Source organism: Pedobacter psychrodurus, assembly GCF_004331735.1.
Classification (GTDB): domain Bacteria; phylum Bacteroidota; class Bacteroidia; order Sphingobacteriales; family Sphingobacteriaceae; genus Pedobacter; species Pedobacter psychrodurus.
Genome location: NZ_SJSO01000003.1, coordinates 266,518 through 284,930, shown reverse-complemented (window position 1 = coordinate 284,930; position 18,413 = coordinate 266,518). Strand labels below are relative to the sequence as shown.

12 protein-coding genes are annotated in these 18,413 nt (G+C 38.0%); 6 read left to right on the top strand and 6 right to left on the bottom strand.

All coding sequences use genetic code 11. The annotated features are described in order from the left end of the window. Positions 1-4: 4 nt before the first annotated feature. Both EZ456_RS04630 and EZ456_RS04625 read right to left on the bottom strand, forming a co-directional pair. Positions 5-985, bottom strand: a complete 981-nt coding sequence (locus tag EZ456_RS04630; protein WP_131527772.1) for a zinc-dependent alcohol dehydrogenase family protein — start codon at positions 983-985, stop codon at positions 5-7. 56 nt (positions 986-1,041) lie between these two features. After that, positions 1,042-1,347, bottom strand: a complete 306-nt coding sequence (locus tag EZ456_RS04625) for an ArsR/SmtB family transcription factor (RefSeq protein WP_131527770.1) — start codon at positions 1,345-1,347, stop codon at positions 1,042-1,044. 518 nt (positions 1,348-1,865) lie between these two features. Between EZ456_RS04625 and EZ456_RS04620 the strand changes: the two genes are divergently transcribed. From EZ456_RS04620 to EZ456_RS25045, 6 genes are all read left to right on the top strand, one after another. Beyond that, positions 1,866-2,783 carry an NmrA family NAD(P)-binding protein gene (locus tag EZ456_RS04620; RefSeq protein WP_131527768.1) on the top strand — a complete coding sequence of 306 codons (918 nt, stop codon included), beginning with the start codon at positions 1,866-1,868 and terminating at the stop codon, positions 2,781-2,783. Between the two features lie 1,008 nt (positions 2,784-3,791). After that, the gene (locus EZ456_RS04615) at positions 3,792-4,358 is read left to right on the top strand and encodes an RNA polymerase sigma factor (protein ID WP_131527766.1); all 567 of its coding nucleotides are present in this window, start codon (positions 3,792-3,794) and stop codon (positions 4,356-4,358) included. Between the two features lie 99 nt (positions 4,359-4,457). Further along, positions 4,458-5,453: a FecR family protein gene (locus EZ456_RS04610; protein ID WP_131527764.1), complete on the top strand. Its 996-nt coding sequence runs from the start codon at positions 4,458-4,460 to the stop codon at positions 5,451-5,453. A 124-nt stretch (positions 5,454-5,577) separates the two neighbouring features. Then, positions 5,578-9,003, top strand: coding sequence for a SusC/RagA family TonB-linked outer membrane protein (locus EZ456_RS04605; protein WP_131527762.1), 3,426 nt, complete (start codon positions 5,578-5,580; stop codon positions 9,001-9,003). Between the two features lie 12 nt (positions 9,004-9,015). After that, positions 9,016-10,473, top strand: a complete 1,458-nt coding sequence (locus EZ456_RS04600) for a SusD/RagB family nutrient-binding outer membrane lipoprotein (RefSeq protein WP_131527760.1) — start codon at positions 9,016-9,018, stop codon at positions 10,471-10,473. Positions 10,474-10,711: 238 nt separating this feature from the next. Beyond that, the gene (locus EZ456_RS25045) at positions 10,712-10,864 is read left to right on the top strand and encodes a hypothetical protein (RefSeq protein ID WP_165501244.1); all 153 of its coding nucleotides are present in this window, start codon (positions 10,712-10,714) and stop codon (positions 10,862-10,864) included. A gap of 309 nt (positions 10,865-11,173) precedes the next feature. On the opposite strand, the gene EZ456_RS04595 is transcribed toward EZ456_RS25045, so the two are convergent. The 4 genes from EZ456_RS04595 to EZ456_RS04580 form a co-directional block, all read right to left on the bottom strand. Further along, complete coding sequence (locus EZ456_RS04595; RefSeq protein WP_131527758.1) at positions 11,174-11,623, bottom strand: SRPBCC domain-containing protein; 450 nt, start codon at positions 11,621-11,623, stop codon at positions 11,174-11,176. Positions 11,624-12,267: 644 nt separating this feature from the next. Beyond that, on the bottom strand, positions 12,268-13,905 hold the full coding sequence (locus EZ456_RS04590) for an FAD-dependent oxidoreductase (RefSeq protein ID WP_131527756.1): 1,638 nt from the start codon (positions 13,903-13,905) through the stop codon (positions 12,268-12,270). Positions 13,906-14,390: 485 nt separating this feature from the next. Next, positions 14,391-15,191, bottom strand: coding sequence for a response regulator transcription factor (locus EZ456_RS04585; protein ID WP_131527754.1), 801 nt, complete (start codon positions 15,189-15,191; stop codon positions 14,391-14,393). After that, positions 15,181-18,357 (bottom strand): ligand-binding sensor domain-containing protein, encoded by a 3,177-nt coding sequence (locus tag EZ456_RS04580; RefSeq protein WP_131527752.1) that lies wholly within the window; start codon positions 18,355-18,357, stop codon positions 15,181-15,183. Before EZ456_RS04580 ends, EZ456_RS04585 begins: the two co-directional genes overlap by 11 nt. Positions 18,358-18,413: the final 56 nt, after the last annotated feature.

The window sequence follows — 18,413 nt, the reverse complement described above, 5'->3', positions numbered from 1 at the left end:
TTGTTTAATGGCTGTTTTCAGTGTCTACCTGAATACCGATCTTTCCATAGAAATCTTCAGCACCTTTTCTGAATTCCAGCAGGCTGTGCGCATTACCTATCTCCGACAAAGGGAAAACTTTTCCGACAACGGGCTTTAGCTTGCCTGACTCTATAAGCTTTGTGAGTTCGTCCAATTTGTTTCTGCTCTGTCTGGTAAACACAAAGTGGTAAGTGGCATTTTTTCCCCAGGCGTGGATCAGGTTCTGTGGCTTTTCGATATCAACCAATGTTACCACCTGTCCCATCTGGCTTAGAACCTTTCCGCTGTCCGAAAGTGTGTTGCCGCCTAATGTATCAATGACCACGTCGACGCCTTGATTATCGGTCAGCTTTAAAATTTCATCGATATAATTTTCCGTTTCATAGTCGATGGTATAATCGGCCCCGAATCCTTTGAGCATCTGATGGTGCACGGTTCTGGCGGTTATGAAAACTGTTGCGCCCATGGCCTTCGCCAGTTGAATAGTAGGTATCCCTACGCCGCCTGCTCCGCCGTGTATCAAAATCGTTTGATTGATTTTAAGCTGTGCCCTGGTATAGAGCATTTCCCAGGCAGTACCGGCTGCTAAAGGAAATGTCGCCGCTTCCAAGTGGCTTACGTTTTTCGGTTTGATACCGATTATGGATTCATTGGCGACATGATATTCTGCATAGCTTCCCTGTCCTTTAAAAATTTCCGGGGTATAATAAACCTCGTCACCGACCTTGAAATTTTTAACCCCCGTTCCGGTCTCTACAATCACCCCGGACACATCATGACCGGTAATAACGGGAAGTTGCAGTTCATTCCTATAATCTCCACGGCGCACCTGGTAATCCAGCGGATTTACTGATGTCGCCATCACTTTTACAAGAACTTCACCAAATCCCGGTTTTGGGGTTGGAACATCCAGGATTTCGAACTTTTCTACCGAGCCGAACTCGTTTAATACTGCTGCTTTCATTTTTTTACAACATTTAGTTATTTAGGTAAATTCCTAATTGATAATTTATTTTTTTTTTATAATTTCTCTTTAATCAGCTGAGCCAACTCCTGTATCGCCTCTTCATTACGTTTATAGTATGTCCATTGATCTTTTCTTGTTGCTACCAAAAGATCTGCTGCAGACATAGTTTTAAGATAAACTGACACTGTTGGAATAGACATTTTTGCCTTTTTAGCAATATCGGAAACACAAACACCTAATGAAGGTGAGTAGTCAGCTAACTCCTCGTTTGGAAAATAAGCAAAGGGATCTTTCAACCACGTCAGGATATTTAAGCGGGTCTGATTTGATATTGATTTAAGTACGTCAAGCATTTTCATGAATCAAATTTAGGCATTTACCTAAATCCCTACAAAGAAATATATTCAAAAATTACGCCTTTATGACAAAGCGTGTATTAAACTGAATTATTGGTTCATCATTTTCCCGTTATTTGAAGTTAAGTGAACAACAAGCAGACTGGTAAGAATGGAATGTTCATTTCGAAGTGAGTTCGGACAATCTGGTGAAAGTTTCATCGAATGGAAAAATCCTAAACTGATCTGGATTAATCCATTCACAGACATTTTAAGAAAAGAAAAATTGGAGGTCGAACTACACTGTGAATAAGTTTTCACAACATTACACTGAGAAAAACAGTTAGATACATAATCATTTTAGCGTTATTTTTTGTAAATTTTGTTAATGATACATCGCTATTAGAACAGCTTTTAAACTGAATTAAAAGGATGTATCTACTTAAGTCTCGTGGTCTGCGAATAATAGAGACCTCTCGGTCTCATTTTAACAGAAGCAATCTATTTATCACATATAAAAGACAGTTAAGAATAGGAGACTAATGACTTTAATAAAAAAAACAAAACAAATAGCGATAGAAAAAGAAATTATAAATATGATATTAATCACCGGAGCAACAGGTCATTTAGGTACTGCGGTACTTGAAAATATGCTCAAAAAAATTAGCCCTCTGGAAATAGCAATATTTGCAAGAGATAAGAAAAAAATTCAGAAGTGGAAAGATTCAGGCCTCTCTATCCGACTTGGCGACTTCAGAGATAAAGAGAACATTAAAAGGGCATGCATCGGTGCTGACCGTTTGCTCTTGATCCACGTAACGCACCCGGATGCTTTCGAGCATCAGAAAAATGTAATCGATGCAGCTGTTGACAGTGGGATCAAACATATCTATTATGCTGGCGGAGCAATTAGCCATAATGTTGAGAAAAGTAAACTGGGACTGATAAGGGATTCCTATTTTCTCACTGAAAATTACATTAGACAAAGCGGACTACAATATACTATTTTTCAGATCGGACTGTACTCAAATATGATACCTTACTTTATTGGAGACAATCTACCGATCAACGGTATAAAATTTCCAGCAGGTCGTGGAAAAGCAGCATTTGCCAGCCGAGATGAAATTGGAGAAGCGATAGCCAAAATTATTCTTAAAAAAAATGAGTTTAATTTTACCTATATTTTTAGCGGCAAACAATCTTATTCCTTTGTTGATGTGGCCAATATATTGAGCGATCTTTCTGGGCATGAAATAACTTTCCTGAATTCTGATCAGGAGGCCTTTGCATCAACATTAAGACAACATGGAGCAGATGAAGCGGAAATCTCAAAGGCCCTGCTTTTTTCAGAGATAATCAAAAATGGAGCTTATAACATTTGTGATGGCACGCTGGAACAAGTATTGGAAAGGAAACCGACCACATTGCGAGAATATCTTGAAACTACTTATTGCCCTTAGAGCTTAGAAACACAAATTATCCGATGCAACGTCTTGTTGTGGCCACCATTAGGATAGCTTTTATAAACCAGAGTTAAAAATATAAGGATTTGCTATAAATAAATATGTCTCCCGGATAATTAACAAACCTTAAATGCATGTTATGCCCGGGAATCCGCCGGGAATATCATCCGAACTGCAGACTATTCGCAACAGTATATAGGTACAGTAAAATTAATGCAATTGTAGAGGAACTGCGGTAACGATTGCATCGAGTTTTTCTACCTCCAGCATTTTATTATAATCCCGATATGTCTTCCATCGCTCACCCCTTCTGCCAATTTATTAGCTGAGCAAGTCCATCATCAAGCACATCGTAAAGCACTACAACTTGAAACGTTGTGATATTCTTCTGAGATATGAATAATTTCTTAACCTGTATCCACGCCCAATATTTCCGATTTTAAACAACTTTGGTTTTTCAAACATAGCTCTAACTCTGCTACTGGCCAGAATTCCACCAGCTAAAAAGCCTGTTTGTTTCAAAAATATTCTTCTCTGCCTATTTCTTCCCGTAAAAATCTTATCTGGCAACTATACATACTTTCAACTAGGCTGTTGAGTAGCTAAAGCAACTGCAATTATTTAGCTGATCAAATCATGACAAATCAAAAGGAACAAGCTAGTTTCGACAAGTTTGTTTAATCTGTATATATAACATCGCCTTAAGATTATTCTTAAAACCGGCTAAAGCAGAAAGCAAATCCTTAAAGAAAAGTGATATTAAATAAGCATTGGTCAAAAATAGGATATGTTGTCACGCAGCTTTTATTAATACCCTGCATAGAAATACTGTAACCCGACCGTATTGGGTAATCCGGCCTATGGAAAAAGGGTTAGCAATACCCATTTTTAAATTAAAGGAAATTATATTTTTTCAAAAGCTAAAACTTTCTTTGCTACGAGGAGCTATTGCTAATCTGTTTTTAACAGTTTTTTAACAAGTGGATTTTAGCTTTGTCCTTAAGTATGAATATTAATCAAACCGGGGATTTTGAACTCTTAAAGCAGTTGGCTAACGATGATGAAAAGGCTTTCGATCAGTTGTTTGTCAGTTATTATCCAGGCTTAATTCGATTCTGTAAATCTTTGCTAAACTCTTCTAATGGTGATGCTGAAGATTTGGTTCAGGACGTTTTTTTTAAGCTTTGGGAAAGCAGGAAATCACTTTCAGTGCATACTGCACTTAATTCTTTTTTATATACATCGGTTAAAAACAAGGTTAACGATCATTTTCGTAAAAAAAAAACCAAAGCTTTTGTTCCAATAGATTCTATCGAAGAGAGATCGACAGATTCTTTTTATGCCCCAGATCAGCAATTGATGTATAAAGAATTGGATTGGGATATTCATCAGATGATAACCTTACTGCCCGATAGAACAGAATTAGTATTTCGGATGAACAGGCACGATCATCTTTCTTACGAAGAAATTTCAAACATACTGGGTATCTCCATCCATTCGGTAAAAACACATATGTATCGTGCCATAAAGTTTCTCAAAGAAAACTTTCGTTACTACAACTCTCCTTCCTAATGTTAAATTGCCGTTAAAGATGTTATGTTTCTGTTAAATCGAATTAATAGTGTAAGGAGGTGATGTTACTTTTACGTCTTCACTGTAAATACATCAGATTTGGAAGAGCAAGAAATTTATTTATTAATTACACGATACCTGCAAAAGGAAACCACAACCGAGGAAAACGAAGTACTGGCCGATTGGATAACTGATTCTGCAGATCACGAACAGACCTTTGAGGAAATTAAACTCACCTGGCAACATACTGCACAAGCTAAAAATGAAGAAAGTACAATTGCACTCACCCGATTAAAAGACAGAATAAATCATCAGGCAGATAATATTGCCAAAATTAAAAAGCTTACTCCTTTTAAATGGAATTTAGTTGCCGCAAGCATAGCAGTAATCGGTTTGCTTCTGGTTAGTCTTATTTATTTTTTAAGATCAAATAATTCTGTTTCAGTAACCTATAATTTGCTTAAAACCCGAGCAGGAGAAATTAAAAATATTACGTTAATTGATGGTACTAAAGTATCTGTAGGCCCAAAAAGCATACTGCGTTATCCTTCTGCATTTAATAGTGCTTTCCGAAATGTTTCGCTTGATGGTAAAGCTTATTTTGAGGTCAGTAAAAATACACATCAGCCTTTTAGGGTAAACACTGCCGATTTAAGTGTAAAGGTTTTAGGTACCCATTTTAATGTTAATGCTTCTAAAAATCAAATTTTAACAACGGTATCTCTGTTAGAAGGTAAGGTAGAAGTAAACCTGAATTCAGACAATGATGATGCATATTTATTAAAGCCAGGGCAGGAGTTGACCTTTAATAGAGCCAATCAACGTGTATTTCAGCATAACGTCGATAGCTTAACTGCTTTGGGCTGGATGACTAAAACGCTCAATTTAAGCAACGATAAATTAAGTGACGCGGCCGTTAATATCGAAAATATGTATGGTGTGAAATTAATTTTTGCCGATCAGCCGACGGCAGATACCCGCATTTATGCCCAGTTTAAGGGCGATAGTATTGAAGATGTGCTGACAATTATCTGTGCATCGGGTAATCTGGAATATAGAAAGCAAGGAAATAAGATTTATATAAGTGCTAAATAATGAAGAAATAAATAACAGGAAAATATACAGGCATAGCCTGAAAAAAAGAAACCGGCATGTTAGAGATGCCGGCTATTAATCGCCAAATAAACAATTAAAATTTAACTAACGAATTTGCTAATTTATGAAAAAAAAGATCTATAACACGTCTTTAATTTCGTTGAAGAAAATCTTATCAATCGCATGCCTGTTGATTGTTTTTCTCAACGCCGCTTTTGCCACTCCCAGGAGTAATGGCGAGCAAAACCTCGCTGAGGTAAAGTGTTCCATCAGATTAACCAACCAATCTTTGGAACAAGTTTTTGATCTAATCCATAAGCAAACTAATTTCAGTTTTGTTTGTGTAGACCGCAACGGATTTCTGCAAAAGCAGATTAGCCTGAACGAAACGAATAGTAATTTAGAACAGGTATTAAAGAAGATTGCATCTGCAGTGCCATTTACCTATATTAAGCTAAGCAATAAGATTATTCTTAAGCCTTCAGAAAAATTAGTAATTATTCAAGCTCCAAGAGTTATTAAGGGGCATGTAACGGATAAAGATAACTTAGGCATTCCAGGTGTTTCGGTATTGATAAAAGGAACTAATACGGGCACGGTAACCAATCAGGATGGCGATTTCTCTATCAAGGCGGATAATGGAGCCGTACTGGTTTTCAAAAATATTGGTTACCAGTCTAAAGAAGTTTCTGTCGGCGATGCAAATGCTTATCAGGTACAGTTAATGGAAGACAGCCAGGTATTATCTGAAGTAGTGGTTACAGCTCTTGGTATTAAAAAAGACCGTGCTAAACTGGGTTATGTGGTTCAGGAAGTTCAAGGTGAAAATTTAGTAAAAGCCAGAGAACCAAACATTATTAACTCGCTTACTGGTCGTGTTGCCGGTTTAAATATTACCAACTCAACAGATCTTTTTCAAGATCCTGGAATCTCGTTGAGAGGAAGAAAACCACTAATTGTTATTGATGGTATTCCAGATCAATCAGCCGATTTATACCGTGTAAATGCAGATGATGTAGAATCGGTAACTGTTTTAAAAGGCGCAAATGCTTCTGCATTATATGGCTCGATCGGACAAAATGGTGCAATTATGATTACCACAAAACGCGGTAAGGGTAAAGATTTAAGTATTGATGTAAACAGTTCAACACAAATTCAGCCAAGTTTTATCCGAATCCCTGAAGTGCAAACCGAATATGGTGCAGGTTTTAAAGGTAAATATACTTATGTTGATGGTTCTGGCGGTGGACCAGAAGGTTCGGGATGGATTTGGGGGCCAAAATTAGATCAGGTAGATCCGAGCACGTCTAGCGGCTTTTTTGAGACACCTCAGTTCAACAGTCCAAGAAATCCTGTTACGGGTCAACTTGTACCACTTCCTTTTATTTCGAGGGGAAAAAATAATGTTAAAGATTTCTTCCAAACCGGCATAATCGCTAGCAATAACATCAGCATTACCCAAAGTGGAGAGAAAGGCGCATTCAGAGCATCAGCATCTCACATTTATCAAAAGGGAATTGTACCAAATACTGATTTACAAAACAGCTCATTCAACATTTCCGGAAATTATAAGTTATCAGATAATTTTACTGTTGATGCCCGTTTAAACTACAACCGTCAGTTTACCAAGAATTTCCCGGAAACTGGTTATGGTCCGACCAACTACTTGTATAATTTAATTTTATGGACAGGAGCGGATGTTAGTGTTGCAGATTTGAGAGATTATTGGGTTCCGGGGAAAAAAGGTATTCAGCAAAGAAACTACAATACTTCCTACTACAATAACCCCTATTTTCAGGCTTATGAGTATTTAAGAGGTTATGATAAAGACAATACCTTTGGTTCGTTAAACCTGAATTATAAAATAAGTCCTGCTTTTAGTGTTCAGTTTAGAAATGGCATTAATTCTTATGGTTTAAACCGTACTTATAAAGAGCCGATGAGTTATATCGGTTATGGAAATAAATCAAGAGGACAGTTTACCGTTGCGACTGGAAATTATATAGATTTAGTATCGGATTTAATTGGAGATTACAACCATACTTTTACCGAGAAATTTAAATTACACGCTCAGGTTGGCGCTGCTAATTACTACAGAAACAATAAATACGGATCGACCAGTACAGACGGTTTAACCATACCAGGTTTTTATAATTTGAGTAACTCTGCTAATCCAATACAAGGTAATAACTTTGTTGAAGAAAGACGCACAAGTAGTGTTTATGCGGTATTAGACTTAGAGTTTTTAAACGCAATTTACCTGACCGTTACAGGAAGAAATGACGTGATTTCTTCCTTACCAACGGCAAATAACAGTTTCTTCTATCCTTCGGTAAGTAGTTCTGTTGTGATATCGCAACTTACAAAGTTGCCAAAATGGTTTTCATATTTGAAGGCTCGCGGTTCGTGGTCAAGGGTATCAAGCGCGACCCTAAATGATAATGCATATACGTATAGCTATTTGCCTTCATTTAACAAGGGCACGATTTGGAACAGCGTTCCGTCTTTAACTTTTGGTGATGCTTTGCTCAATAGAGACCTTAAGCCACAAACATCTGATAGCTGGGAGGTTGGTTTAGATACCAAATTCTTCAGCAACAGGTTAAGTTTAGAGGCAACTTATTATCAGACACGTGATTTCAATAATATAGTTTCCGTTCCTACTTCAATAACGAGTGCGTATAACAGTCAGTTAGCTAACGGTAACGTATTTCAACGTAGAGGATTTGAGTTCGTTTTATCTGGAACGTTGTTAAAAAGCAGCGATTTTAGCTGGAACATGGCGGTAAACTTAAGTAAATACCGCAGATATTTGAAGGAAATTTATGGTGGTGCAGAAACATTAAACTTTTTAAGAGTAGGCGATCGTACGGATAAAATCTTTACCTCAGTATACCAAACCAACAATCAGGGGCAAGTTATTTACGGTAGCAACGGATTCCCGCTAAACGATACTTTCTCCAGATTTATCGGACACCAATCTCCAGACTGGACTTATGGCATCGAAAATACTTTCAACTACAAGGCCTTTACCTTAAAGTTTTTGGTTGATGGCCGTTTAGGAGGTATGATGTATTCTACAACCAATCAGAAAATGTGGTGGGGTGGTACAAACCCAGGAACACTTAACCAGTACCGTGTAGATGCAAACGCAGGAAGATCAACTTTCATTGGTGATGGTGTAATTGTAACGAGCGGTTCAGCTACTTATGATGCTGTTGGCAATATTATCAGCGATACCCGTGTTTTTGCTCCAAATAGCAGAGCTGTAAACTATATCGATTATATGACCAATACAAGTAACGGCGCTTATAATAATTATAACTATTTCTCACAAACATTTTTAAAATTAAGAGAAGTAACAATTGGCTGGCAAGTACCTAGTAAATTATTAGGTAAATCTTTCATTAAAGGATTGGATTTATCATTGGTAGGACGTAACCTATTGTTATTCTCAAAAATGCCTAATGTAGATCCAGATCCTGCAGTTGATAACCTTCAAACACCTTCTACCCGATCATTTGGCTTTAACGTTAACCTTAATTTTTAATCAGCAAATAATATGAAAAAGACATTATATCTGTTATTATTTACTGCACTTACACAAGTAGGCTGCAAGAAGTTCAGTGAATTCCAAACAGACCCCAATAAATCTACAATTGCAACACCCGACTTACTTTTAAATGCAGTTGAACAGGGAGCTTTTCAAACCACTGATATTACTGTGGCATTTGCTTCCCGTCAAATGGTTTATACTGACGCGGTTTCCCTAAACCAGTATTATGGTTGGAACAGAGGCAGCTTTGGTAATTTTAACAATCTGCGTCAGGTAATGAAGATGGAGCAAGCTGCAACAAGTCAAAATAAGCCAGAATATCAGCCAATTGCAAAGTTTTTCAGGGTATGGCATTTCCTTCAACTTACACAAATGTTTGGCGATATACCTTACAGTCAGGCTTTAAAAGGAGATGAAAATGTATCAGCTCCGGTTTATGATAAGCAAGAAGATATTTATTTAAGCATATTAAACGACTTAAAAGTTGCTAATGGATTGATAACGGCTTCTACGCCGAATATCCAGGGCGATATTGTTTTTAATGGCAACATGCAACAATGGAAACGTGTAATCAACAGCTTATCTCTAAGGATTTTGATGAGTTTGTCTATAAAGGAAAACGATACAAGATTTGAAGTAAAAAAACGTTTTGCCGAAATTGTTAATAATTCCACAGAATATCCAATTTTAACGGGCAATTCAGATAATGCACAACTGAAGTTTTATGATTTAGCAGGAAATCGTTATCCTTATTTCAATAATAATGATATCCAAACAACCAACTACATGGAAGAAACTTTTGTTAATTTATTGAAATCCTTAAAAGATTCACGTCTGTTTAACTTTGCAGATAAGGCGACCAAATTCTCAGCATTGCCCGTAAATGATTTTAATGCCTACGGCGGAGCAAGAGGGAGCGCACCGGTTAACGAAAACAATGCAAAAACGGTTGCAGGTGAGGTTTCTAAAATCAAGCCACGTTATTATAACAATCCAACTAACGAGCCAAGTATTGCTTTAGGCTATGCAGAATTGCAGTTTATTTTGGCAGAAGGTGTACAGAGGGGATGGATTAGTGGAAGTGCAAGCGACTATTATCAGAACGGTGTTCGGGCATCAATGCAGTTTTATGGAATAGATGAGGCAACTATCAATAACTATCTAATGCAGCCTACGGTACAGTTGGCTGGAGCAGCTAGTCCAATATCAAACATCATCACTCAGAAATATATTGCCTCTTTCATGAATGGTGGTTGGCAACCGTTTTTTGAGCAAAGAAGAACCGGTTACCCTGTTTTTGATACTACAGGTGCAGGTATGTTAAACGAGAAACGCATACCAAAACGTTGGATGTACCCGGAATCGGAGTTGAGGTTGAACCAACAGAATGTTTCAGCAGCCATCTCCAGGCAATATCCGCAAGGTGATAATATAAATGAGGTAATGTGGTTACTCAAACCATAAACCTAAAAAGCACCATCGAAAACCGTTGGTGCTTTTTTATTTTAGTCCCGTAGGCTTTCAATATTTAAATTCAAGAAAATAAAAATAATAAAAAAAACAATACTGCTGTTGTTGCTAGCTATTTCATTAAATGGTTGGGCGCAAAAAGCAAAAAAGACAGTTTTAATTATTGTCGATGGTATTCCGGCTGATGTTATAGAGCGATCAGATCTTCCAAATGTGAAAAGGATTATAAGTAATGGAAGTTATACCAGGGATGCAAATGGGAGGTGAAAAGGATGGTTACAGCCAAACACCACCTATATCTGCAGTTCGTTATAATAGTCTTTTAACAGGCATTTGGTTTAACAAACACAATATCCCTGATATGGTTATTAAGAGATTTACCTAAAATATCTTAAAGTGCTTTGTCAAATAATTATTCATCGTCTTTTCTGAGCTGTTGAGTTCTTATGCCTCTTCCTATACGTTCTACCCTCCTATCCATTCATTTCAAAGACCATCCTACATTTTCAGGAAGAAGAGAATTTAAAGACAAGTTCTTTTAATACAATTGTACTCCTGCGCAGATGGAGAATATGTATTGAATCTTATGGGCTAACTCCGCCATTTTTGACGCTTTCTACAGCACCTATCTTACATCAATAGGACAATAAAAGTGTCTTTTTGCTTAAAACTTTCATCTGCACATTTTTTTCCCCTAGCCACCATGCGTATTGAGGCTGGTTTCTACCTGTTGCTTCAAATTTTCGTTCATCTGTTCAAAGCCTGCCCTGGTATTGGTTTCAAGTTGTTTTTTGAACAAACCTACCAATATCCCACTAAAGCTTTCACATTGATTAAAGGTCGTGGTTCCATTTGCGTTATCTATAAGTTCGAACTTGTGTTCTCCATCAAAGACACCTTTAAACAATAACTTTCCTATCCAACGAAATTCTTTGTCTATTTTAAAGATCAATACTACTGGTTTGAATGTCATAACCTTGCTATTTGGCGGGGCTATACTTACTGTTATCCGATTGCCAACCACAGGTTTGCCTGTAATGCTTTTTATGAAGGGATTCCAATCCCTGTAGTTCTCAAAGTCTGTCAATATTGCCCAAACTTTATCTGGTGTGGCATTAATTTCAATTTGCGTTTTGATTTCCATAACAATTAATCTGCTTTCGGTTTTAAAATTACTTCTTCTCTTATCAAAGATCCATAACCTGATATCTTAATGGCTCATCATGTTGAATTTTATTCCCATTCCATATTCAGCCGTTGTATGCATTCGAAATATTAATGAACATCCATTTGCAAATGACGGCAATAGACAGAGTAAGTCATATTATGAACCTGTTGTTAAAATCTTTTTTTTATAATATTTGGTCTGAGCTCCCCGGTAGGTCAACGCTTTTGAAGGACAAACATCAATCTGTTTTAAATTCCTCAACCGCTATATCTGGACACTTAAACAAAGGCGTTGGTTTAGGGCTAGTTACCACTTAGAAGGTTTTTACTTATTTAGCCTGAATGATTACACATTTTGGGCTCTCAATCTATGGTCAAATTCTGTTTTTGTTATTTTTTAGCGGTTTAGTTATATTTATGATTTTAAGCGCACCCTAATATCGCCTATTTTTCTCAACGTACTCTCTACAACGCCTATCTTTCAATAAAAGTGGTTCTTTCCTTTTTTTGGTGATCAGTATAAGTATCGTCGGTTTACCTTTCCTAGGCGGTAGCACTGAAATCGGATTACATCACTTTGTATTAATTCTGATGTTATCAAATTAACCATTTGTAATTGCGTTATTTGAACAGTTTAAGCTCGGCTAAATATTGATGGATTTGACTGATGGCCATGGACCCTTCGCCAACTGCAGAGGCCACTCTTTTTACTGAACCTTTCCTTACATCACCAACGGCAAAAAATCCCGGTATACTCGCTTCGAGTGTCTGCGGTTTTCTTTTCTTGAAAACAGAACATTCGGATAATGCAGTTTGCTCAACATCATTCCCAGTATAGATAAATCCTTTATCATCCATTAACACGAGTCCATTGAGCCATTCTGTACATGGTTTTGCACCTATAAATGTGAATAAATTTGAAATGCCTATCGTTTGTGCCAGGCCTTGTGTATCAAGAACTACTGATTGTAAATAATGGCTTCCATTTAGCTGAACAATGTTGCTATTTGTATGGACAATAATATTGGAAGTGGTGTAAATTCTTTGAACCAAATAATCACTCATTTTTTCTCCAAGATCATCACCACGGATGATAACGTGAACCTGAAATGCGTGATCTGCGAGAAATAACGCGGCCTGGCCAGCTGAATTCCCCCCTCCAACAACACCTACCTGTTCATTTTTACAGGCAGATGCATTCATACCTGTTGCGGAATAAAAAATTCCGTTTCCTTCAAATTTCTCAGTGTTTTCCAATGGCAAACGCTGGTATTCCGCACCAGTAGCAGCAATAACCGCCTTTGCCCTAATGTTCTTATCGTTTGAAGCACATAAGGTAAAAAAACCGTCATTGTATTCTAATTTGACTGCTTTTCGTGGGATAGAAATGTTGCACCCAAATTTCTGTGCTTGAATATAAGCTTTGTTTGCAAGGTCATTCCCGGATATTCCGGTCGGGAAACCCAAGTAATTTTCAATTTTTGAACTTTTGCCTGCCTGTCCCCCAGGGGCATTGCCATCTATAGTTACTACTGCAAGGCCCTCTGATGCCGCATAAACACTTGCTGCCAGGCCTGATGGCCCGGCACCGACCACAAGCACATCATAGACTTTGTCATCAAATTCAATGAGTACACCAGTGAGTTTAGCAAGTTCTGCTATAGCAGGCTTCTTGTAAATTTCACCGGACATGTTCACAAGAATAGGTAAATCCTCATCAGAAAGATTGAAGCTTTGCAACAACTGTTTTGCTTCATCTGAACTATCGATGTTTAAGAATGAGTGCCAGATGTGGTTTTTCTCCATAAAGTCACGTAAATCGTAAGTTTCCCTGGATCGCTCTGAACCAATAATCTTTATGCCCCCACTAAATTCCTTCAACATGATTTCCTGTCTATGAAGGAAAGCCCCTAAAAGTATGTCACTTATGCCACTATGTTTTGAGATCACGTCCTTTAAAACCTTGGGCTCGATTTTCAGAACTGTTGTACCTTTTGCAGCCACTGCATCGAATGGAATACTCCTATTGGATAACATGCTGTTGTCGCCTGTAAACTCGTTAATTCCATGCGTAACGATTATATCTTCATTGTTAGGGTCCATCACGCATAACTTACCATCTAATACCACATAGAAGCTGTAATCATTATCGCCGACTTTGAACAGTGGGGTCTCCTCTGAAAAAGTTATAATGGTGCCAAATTCTTTTAATGTGTTAATCTGCGTCTGGGTTAATACAGGAAATCTTGGATCGGTCATTTTAAGCTATATAAAGTGTGGATGGGGATTTTTAAATTTTCAAGACAATGCTGATAAAACTTCATTAAAGTTCCTCACGTGCCCTGATTAATTGTCCATAACAAAACTATGTTAAATGAAAAGAAAAATAAATGACATACAGCTATATTAAATATAGACAAATCACTACAAAAACTGATTAAGCCATCTCTGCTGAAACCCGATTTTCGAATTTCGAAGCGGCTCCAGTTAGAAAAATTTTATACGGTATTTTGGAGAAATCTTATTTTAAATCTAGCTGATCATAATTCGCTTTTCCAGACTGTGGTCGTAGTTTATTGTATAAGCAGGAACACCCCCCATTCCTAAAAGTGGACTTGATGCTGCGCTCTAGATTGAATCAATAGTTATTGAGAGCACAATACAATTTGCGGATAGCTGAGTAAGATTCGGGGTAAAAATAAAGCAGGAGCCAAGTCTAGCTGACCTTGCTGGGTTTTAAATTTTCAATCATCCCCTGTGGTCTCATCTCCACAAGTCCGATCTGCTTTAGGCAAAGAACCAATATATTCCAAAGCGCTCATTTTAAAATACTTCTGAAAATTCCGGCTAAATAGGCTTTGAGAACTATAACCTACCATAATGCTTATTTCATGTAGGGTATAGCAGTTTTCAGAGATTAGAAAAGCAGCTGTTTTTAATCGGGTAATGTCAATGAGTTCCTTTGGGGTTAAGGATGATAAAGCCTTAACCTTCCGGTAGAAAGTTGGCCTACTCATAAACATATGTTCAGCCAGCGTTAGCATATCGAGGTTCGGGTTTCTAATATTTTTTTTAATGAACTCATTTAGTTTCATAAGGAAGATTTCGTCAGATTTGGAATGAGCCATGACCCTGGCATCCGCAAAAGGCGCACTTGCAAGGTGATCTTTAATTTTTGAACGGTTTAAAAGCAAACTCGCGACCTGCATTTTTAGAAGTTCTTCAGCGAACGGTTTACTTACATAGGCATCGGCACCATTTTCCAAGCCCTTAATGTGAGCACGTATACCACTCATTGAGGTTAGCAGTATGATTGGTATATGACAATAAGCCACGTTGGATTTTATCATCCTGCAAAGCTCAAATCCATCCATTCCAGGCATCATCACATCGGAGATGATCAGATGAACAACTTCTTGGTCTAACATTAGTTTAGCCTTCTCTGCATTCTGTGCCAGATATACTTTATAATCACAGCTTAAAATGTCTTCAATAAGTGTTAGCAAATCCAGATGGTCATCGATAACCAAAATACTATTGTTCATGCGGGTAAATATTTTTCCAAGTGCTTAAATTAAACTCATGTTGCTGATGCAGGGGCAAAGTCAAAACAAATATAATCTGATCTGTTTTTCCAGAAGATAGTATAAGGGTCCCACTATGCAATTCTGTTAGTGACCTTGCCAGGGAAAGTCCGATCCCAGTTCCGGCTTTCTCGGTTGTCTTCAGCCTAAAGAAGGGTTGGAATATTTTCTCCTGGTATTCATCAGGTATTGCTTTGCCATCATTTTCCAATATGAGCGAAAACTGGTTTTGTGCTAGTGCGCATAAAGTGATGTTAACTTTACACCGTGCATATTTAACTGCGTTACTGATAAGGTTACTGCATATTTTGATGAATGCCTCACGGTCAACAAAAGCGATGATAGTTTCCTCTGGAAGTTCAAACTTGAGGCTGATGTTATCCTCCAGGGCCAAATCATGATAAGATTCAACAAGTTCACCAATCAGCTGATTAATATCGACATTAACAAAATTTAATCCAAACTCTTCTTTTTCAGTTTGCCGAAAATCCAGCAGCTGATGAGTCAAATCAACCAGGCGATTGGTGTATTTGCCAATCATCAACAAGCTTTTTTTGAGTGCCGGGTAATCATCTGCTTGCTTTAAAACCCTTGTCACCGGAACACTTATCAGGGTAAGCGGGGTCTGAATTTCATGGGCTATATGGGTGAAGAACTCTATCTTTGCCTGATAAATTTCCTTTTGCTTTTGATGTTCAAAAAGCTTCAGTTCCGCTAGATTCCTTTTCTTTTGAAAGGTGTGATACTGGTGGAATATTAAGTAAATTATTAGACAGGTAAAAAAGACGTAGAGTAGATAAGCGACTTCGCTTCTCCAGAATGGTGGCAAAACTTCTATATATAAACTTCTTTCCTTGCTAACCCATGTCCCCACATTACTGCTTGCTTTTACCGTTAAGGTATAGCGTCCTGGAGAAAGATCTGTAAAATAAGCTTTACGGTTGGTATTAGAATAGGACCAGGCACGGTCCAGCCCCCTCATTCGGTATTGATATCGGGTGGCCTTCGCGGAGCTGAAATTTAATGAAGCAAATTCAATGCTGAAATTCCGCTGTTCGGGTCCTAAAATCAGGGTGTCTGTATGAGTGATCGCATGGCGTAGCGGACTATTTGGACCAGCAGCACTAACTTCGGAGTTATTTATTTGTAAGCTGGTGAAAGAAATTTCAGGCGCGGGATCACGCTGATGCAACTTCCCTGGATCGAAAGCGATAAGCCCTTTAACCGATCCAAAGTATAATTTTCCGTCAATGCTTTTACAGGCAGAATTGAAATTGAACTGGTTGGTGATAAGGCCATTGGCCTGGGTATAAACTTTGATTTTTTCCGTACGCAGATCAAGGCAGACCAACCCATTGCTAGAACCTACCCAGAGCTGTTTTTTATCATCTTCGAGCATACCAAAAAGCACATCGCTCGGTAAACCCTGCTTGATCGTAAATTTCTTCAAGGTCTTACGATCAGGTGCTAGCCTCATCAGCCCGGCACCGACTGTTGAAAACCAAAGCGCATGCGAGCTGTCTTCCAAAATGTAATGCACCGAGGCCTCATTGGCAGGGTCACCAAATACCATTTTACCATACTGGCCAGTTTGTGGATCAATATAGACAGCGGTTTGGGATTTAAGTCCTGCCCATAGCTTCCCTTGGTGGTCTTCCAGAATATGATAGATTGTTGACCCAAGAGGGATTTGTTTAAAACGGCTGAAAGCTTTCTTTTTTGAAATGTAACGATAAAGACCTCCATGATCACCCGTAGTACCTACGATCAGACTTTTATCCCGTGTGGAACAAATGCTCAACACAAAATCACTACCATGCTCACCCGGCTCATTGATGACTTTAAAAATATCGGTTACCCTCCCCTTTTTACGATCCATGATCTGCATTCCATGAAAATATGAACCCAAAAAAAGTTGATTACCAAACCCGGCCAGGCTATGAATATTGGAATAAAAACCACCGTTGTGCTTTGGATCTGCTGTATAATTGATAATCTTTTTAGTTTTTTTGTCCAGACGGTTTAGCCCTCCATCCTCAGTACCAATGTACAAAAAACGGCTATGATCGTCCCATACCTCACTTATTGCGTTCCCAGACAAGCTATTTTTCATTGGAATTGGATAGAATTTTTCAAATCTGGCATTTTGCTGGGAATGATAATTTAATCCTCCGAAATATGTGCCCACCCACATATCCCCGACCTTGTCTTTGAAAAGGGAATAAATGGAGTTATCAGATATAGCATAAGGATCGCCTTGTCTCTTGGTAAGCCTGATTAGCGAATCCTTTTTTAAATCGTATATGTATAAACCATTCTCAGTTGCTATCCAGTATTCGTTTTCTTTACTAAGGCAAATGTCCCGGACGAGCACCCCGTTATCCGTATCACTTTTTAAGGGAATAGATTTAGTTTCCCTGGTTTGAAGGTTATAGGTGATTAATCCTTGCTTATAGCCAATAAATACAACCTCTTGGTTAATGGGATAAATCTCTGTAATTGCGCGAAGATTTGGTGCAACGCGCGGATCAATGGCACGGGTCTGTGTAACTGCTTTTGTGCGTGTATCACATCGAAAGAGCATACCATCATAATTACCCAGTAGCAGATTACCATCAAAATTTTTTGCAATTCGTGATACATGTATCTTAAGATCTTCAATTTGTTTGCTGCGCTGGTTGTAGAGATATAGTCGGTTTTGTCCGAGTAACCACAGATTATCACGATCATCGATTACAAAACCGTTAATATAAACCTGAGGTCCAATTAACAATGGCGTAAGGATTTCGGTGAAAGGATTATACATGAATAAACCTTTGCCCGTGCCAATCCAAAGCATTCCCTTTTTATCTTCAGCGATAGCAGTGATAAAATTATTCCAAAGGTTTCCGCGCTGGCTGATTTGGTTACTAAAGGCCTTAAACGTATACCCATCAAAACGGTTGAGACCTCCGCGGGTGCCGATCCACATAAAGCCATTATGATCCTGCGTGATGGCATTGACCGAGTTGTTCACTAACCCATCATCAGTTTCGTAATGCTTAAAATAATATGGTTGTCCCTTAGTTGAAGATGGGGCAAAACAAACCCAAAGGGTCATTAAATAAAACAATAATGTTCGGTTCATAAATGGTTTGCTCAAATATAATTGAATTTTCCCCTAATTAAAGGCGTCGCACGCAC

What these genes read in the sequence shown, in the direction of transcription:
- EZ456_RS04605 (WP_131527762.1), top strand. Translation starts at nt 5,578, where the DNA reads ATGAAAAAAAAGATCTATAACACGTCTTTAATTTCGTTGAAGAAAATC.
- EZ456_RS25045 (WP_165501244.1), top strand. Translation starts at nt 10,712, where the DNA reads ATGGAAGTTATACCAGGGATGCAAATGGGAGGTGAAAAGGATGGTTAC.
- EZ456_RS04585 (WP_131527754.1), bottom strand. Translation starts at nt 15,191, where the DNA reads ATGAACAATAGTATTTTGGTTATCGATGACCATCTGGATTTGCTAACA.
- EZ456_RS04595 (WP_131527758.1), bottom strand. Translation starts at nt 11,623, where the DNA reads ATGGAAATCAAAACGCAAATTGAAATTAATGCCACACCAGATAAAGTT.
- EZ456_RS04600 (WP_131527760.1), top strand. Translation starts at nt 9,016, where the DNA reads ATGAAAAAGACATTATATCTGTTATTATTTACTGCACTTACACAAGTA.
- EZ456_RS04580 (WP_131527752.1), bottom strand. Translation starts at nt 18,357, where the DNA reads ATGAACCGAACATTATTGTTTTATTTAATGACCCTTTGGGTTTGTTTT.
- EZ456_RS04590 (WP_131527756.1), bottom strand. Translation starts at nt 13,905, where the DNA reads ATGACCGATCCAAGATTTCCTGTATTAACCCAGACGCAGATTAACACA.
- EZ456_RS04625 (WP_131527770.1), bottom strand. Translation starts at nt 1,347, where the DNA reads ATGAAAATGCTTGACGTACTTAAATCAATATCAAATCAGACCCGCTTA.
- EZ456_RS04615 (WP_131527766.1), top strand. Translation starts at nt 3,792, where the DNA reads ATGAATATTAATCAAACCGGGGATTTTGAACTCTTAAAGCAGTTGGCT.
- EZ456_RS04630 (WP_131527772.1), bottom strand. Translation starts at nt 985, where the DNA reads ATGAAAGCAGCAGTATTAAACGAGTTCGGCTCGGTAGAAAAGTTCGAA.
- EZ456_RS04620 (WP_131527768.1), top strand. Translation starts at nt 1,866, where the DNA reads ATGACTTTAATAAAAAAAACAAAACAAATAGCGATAGAAAAAGAAATT.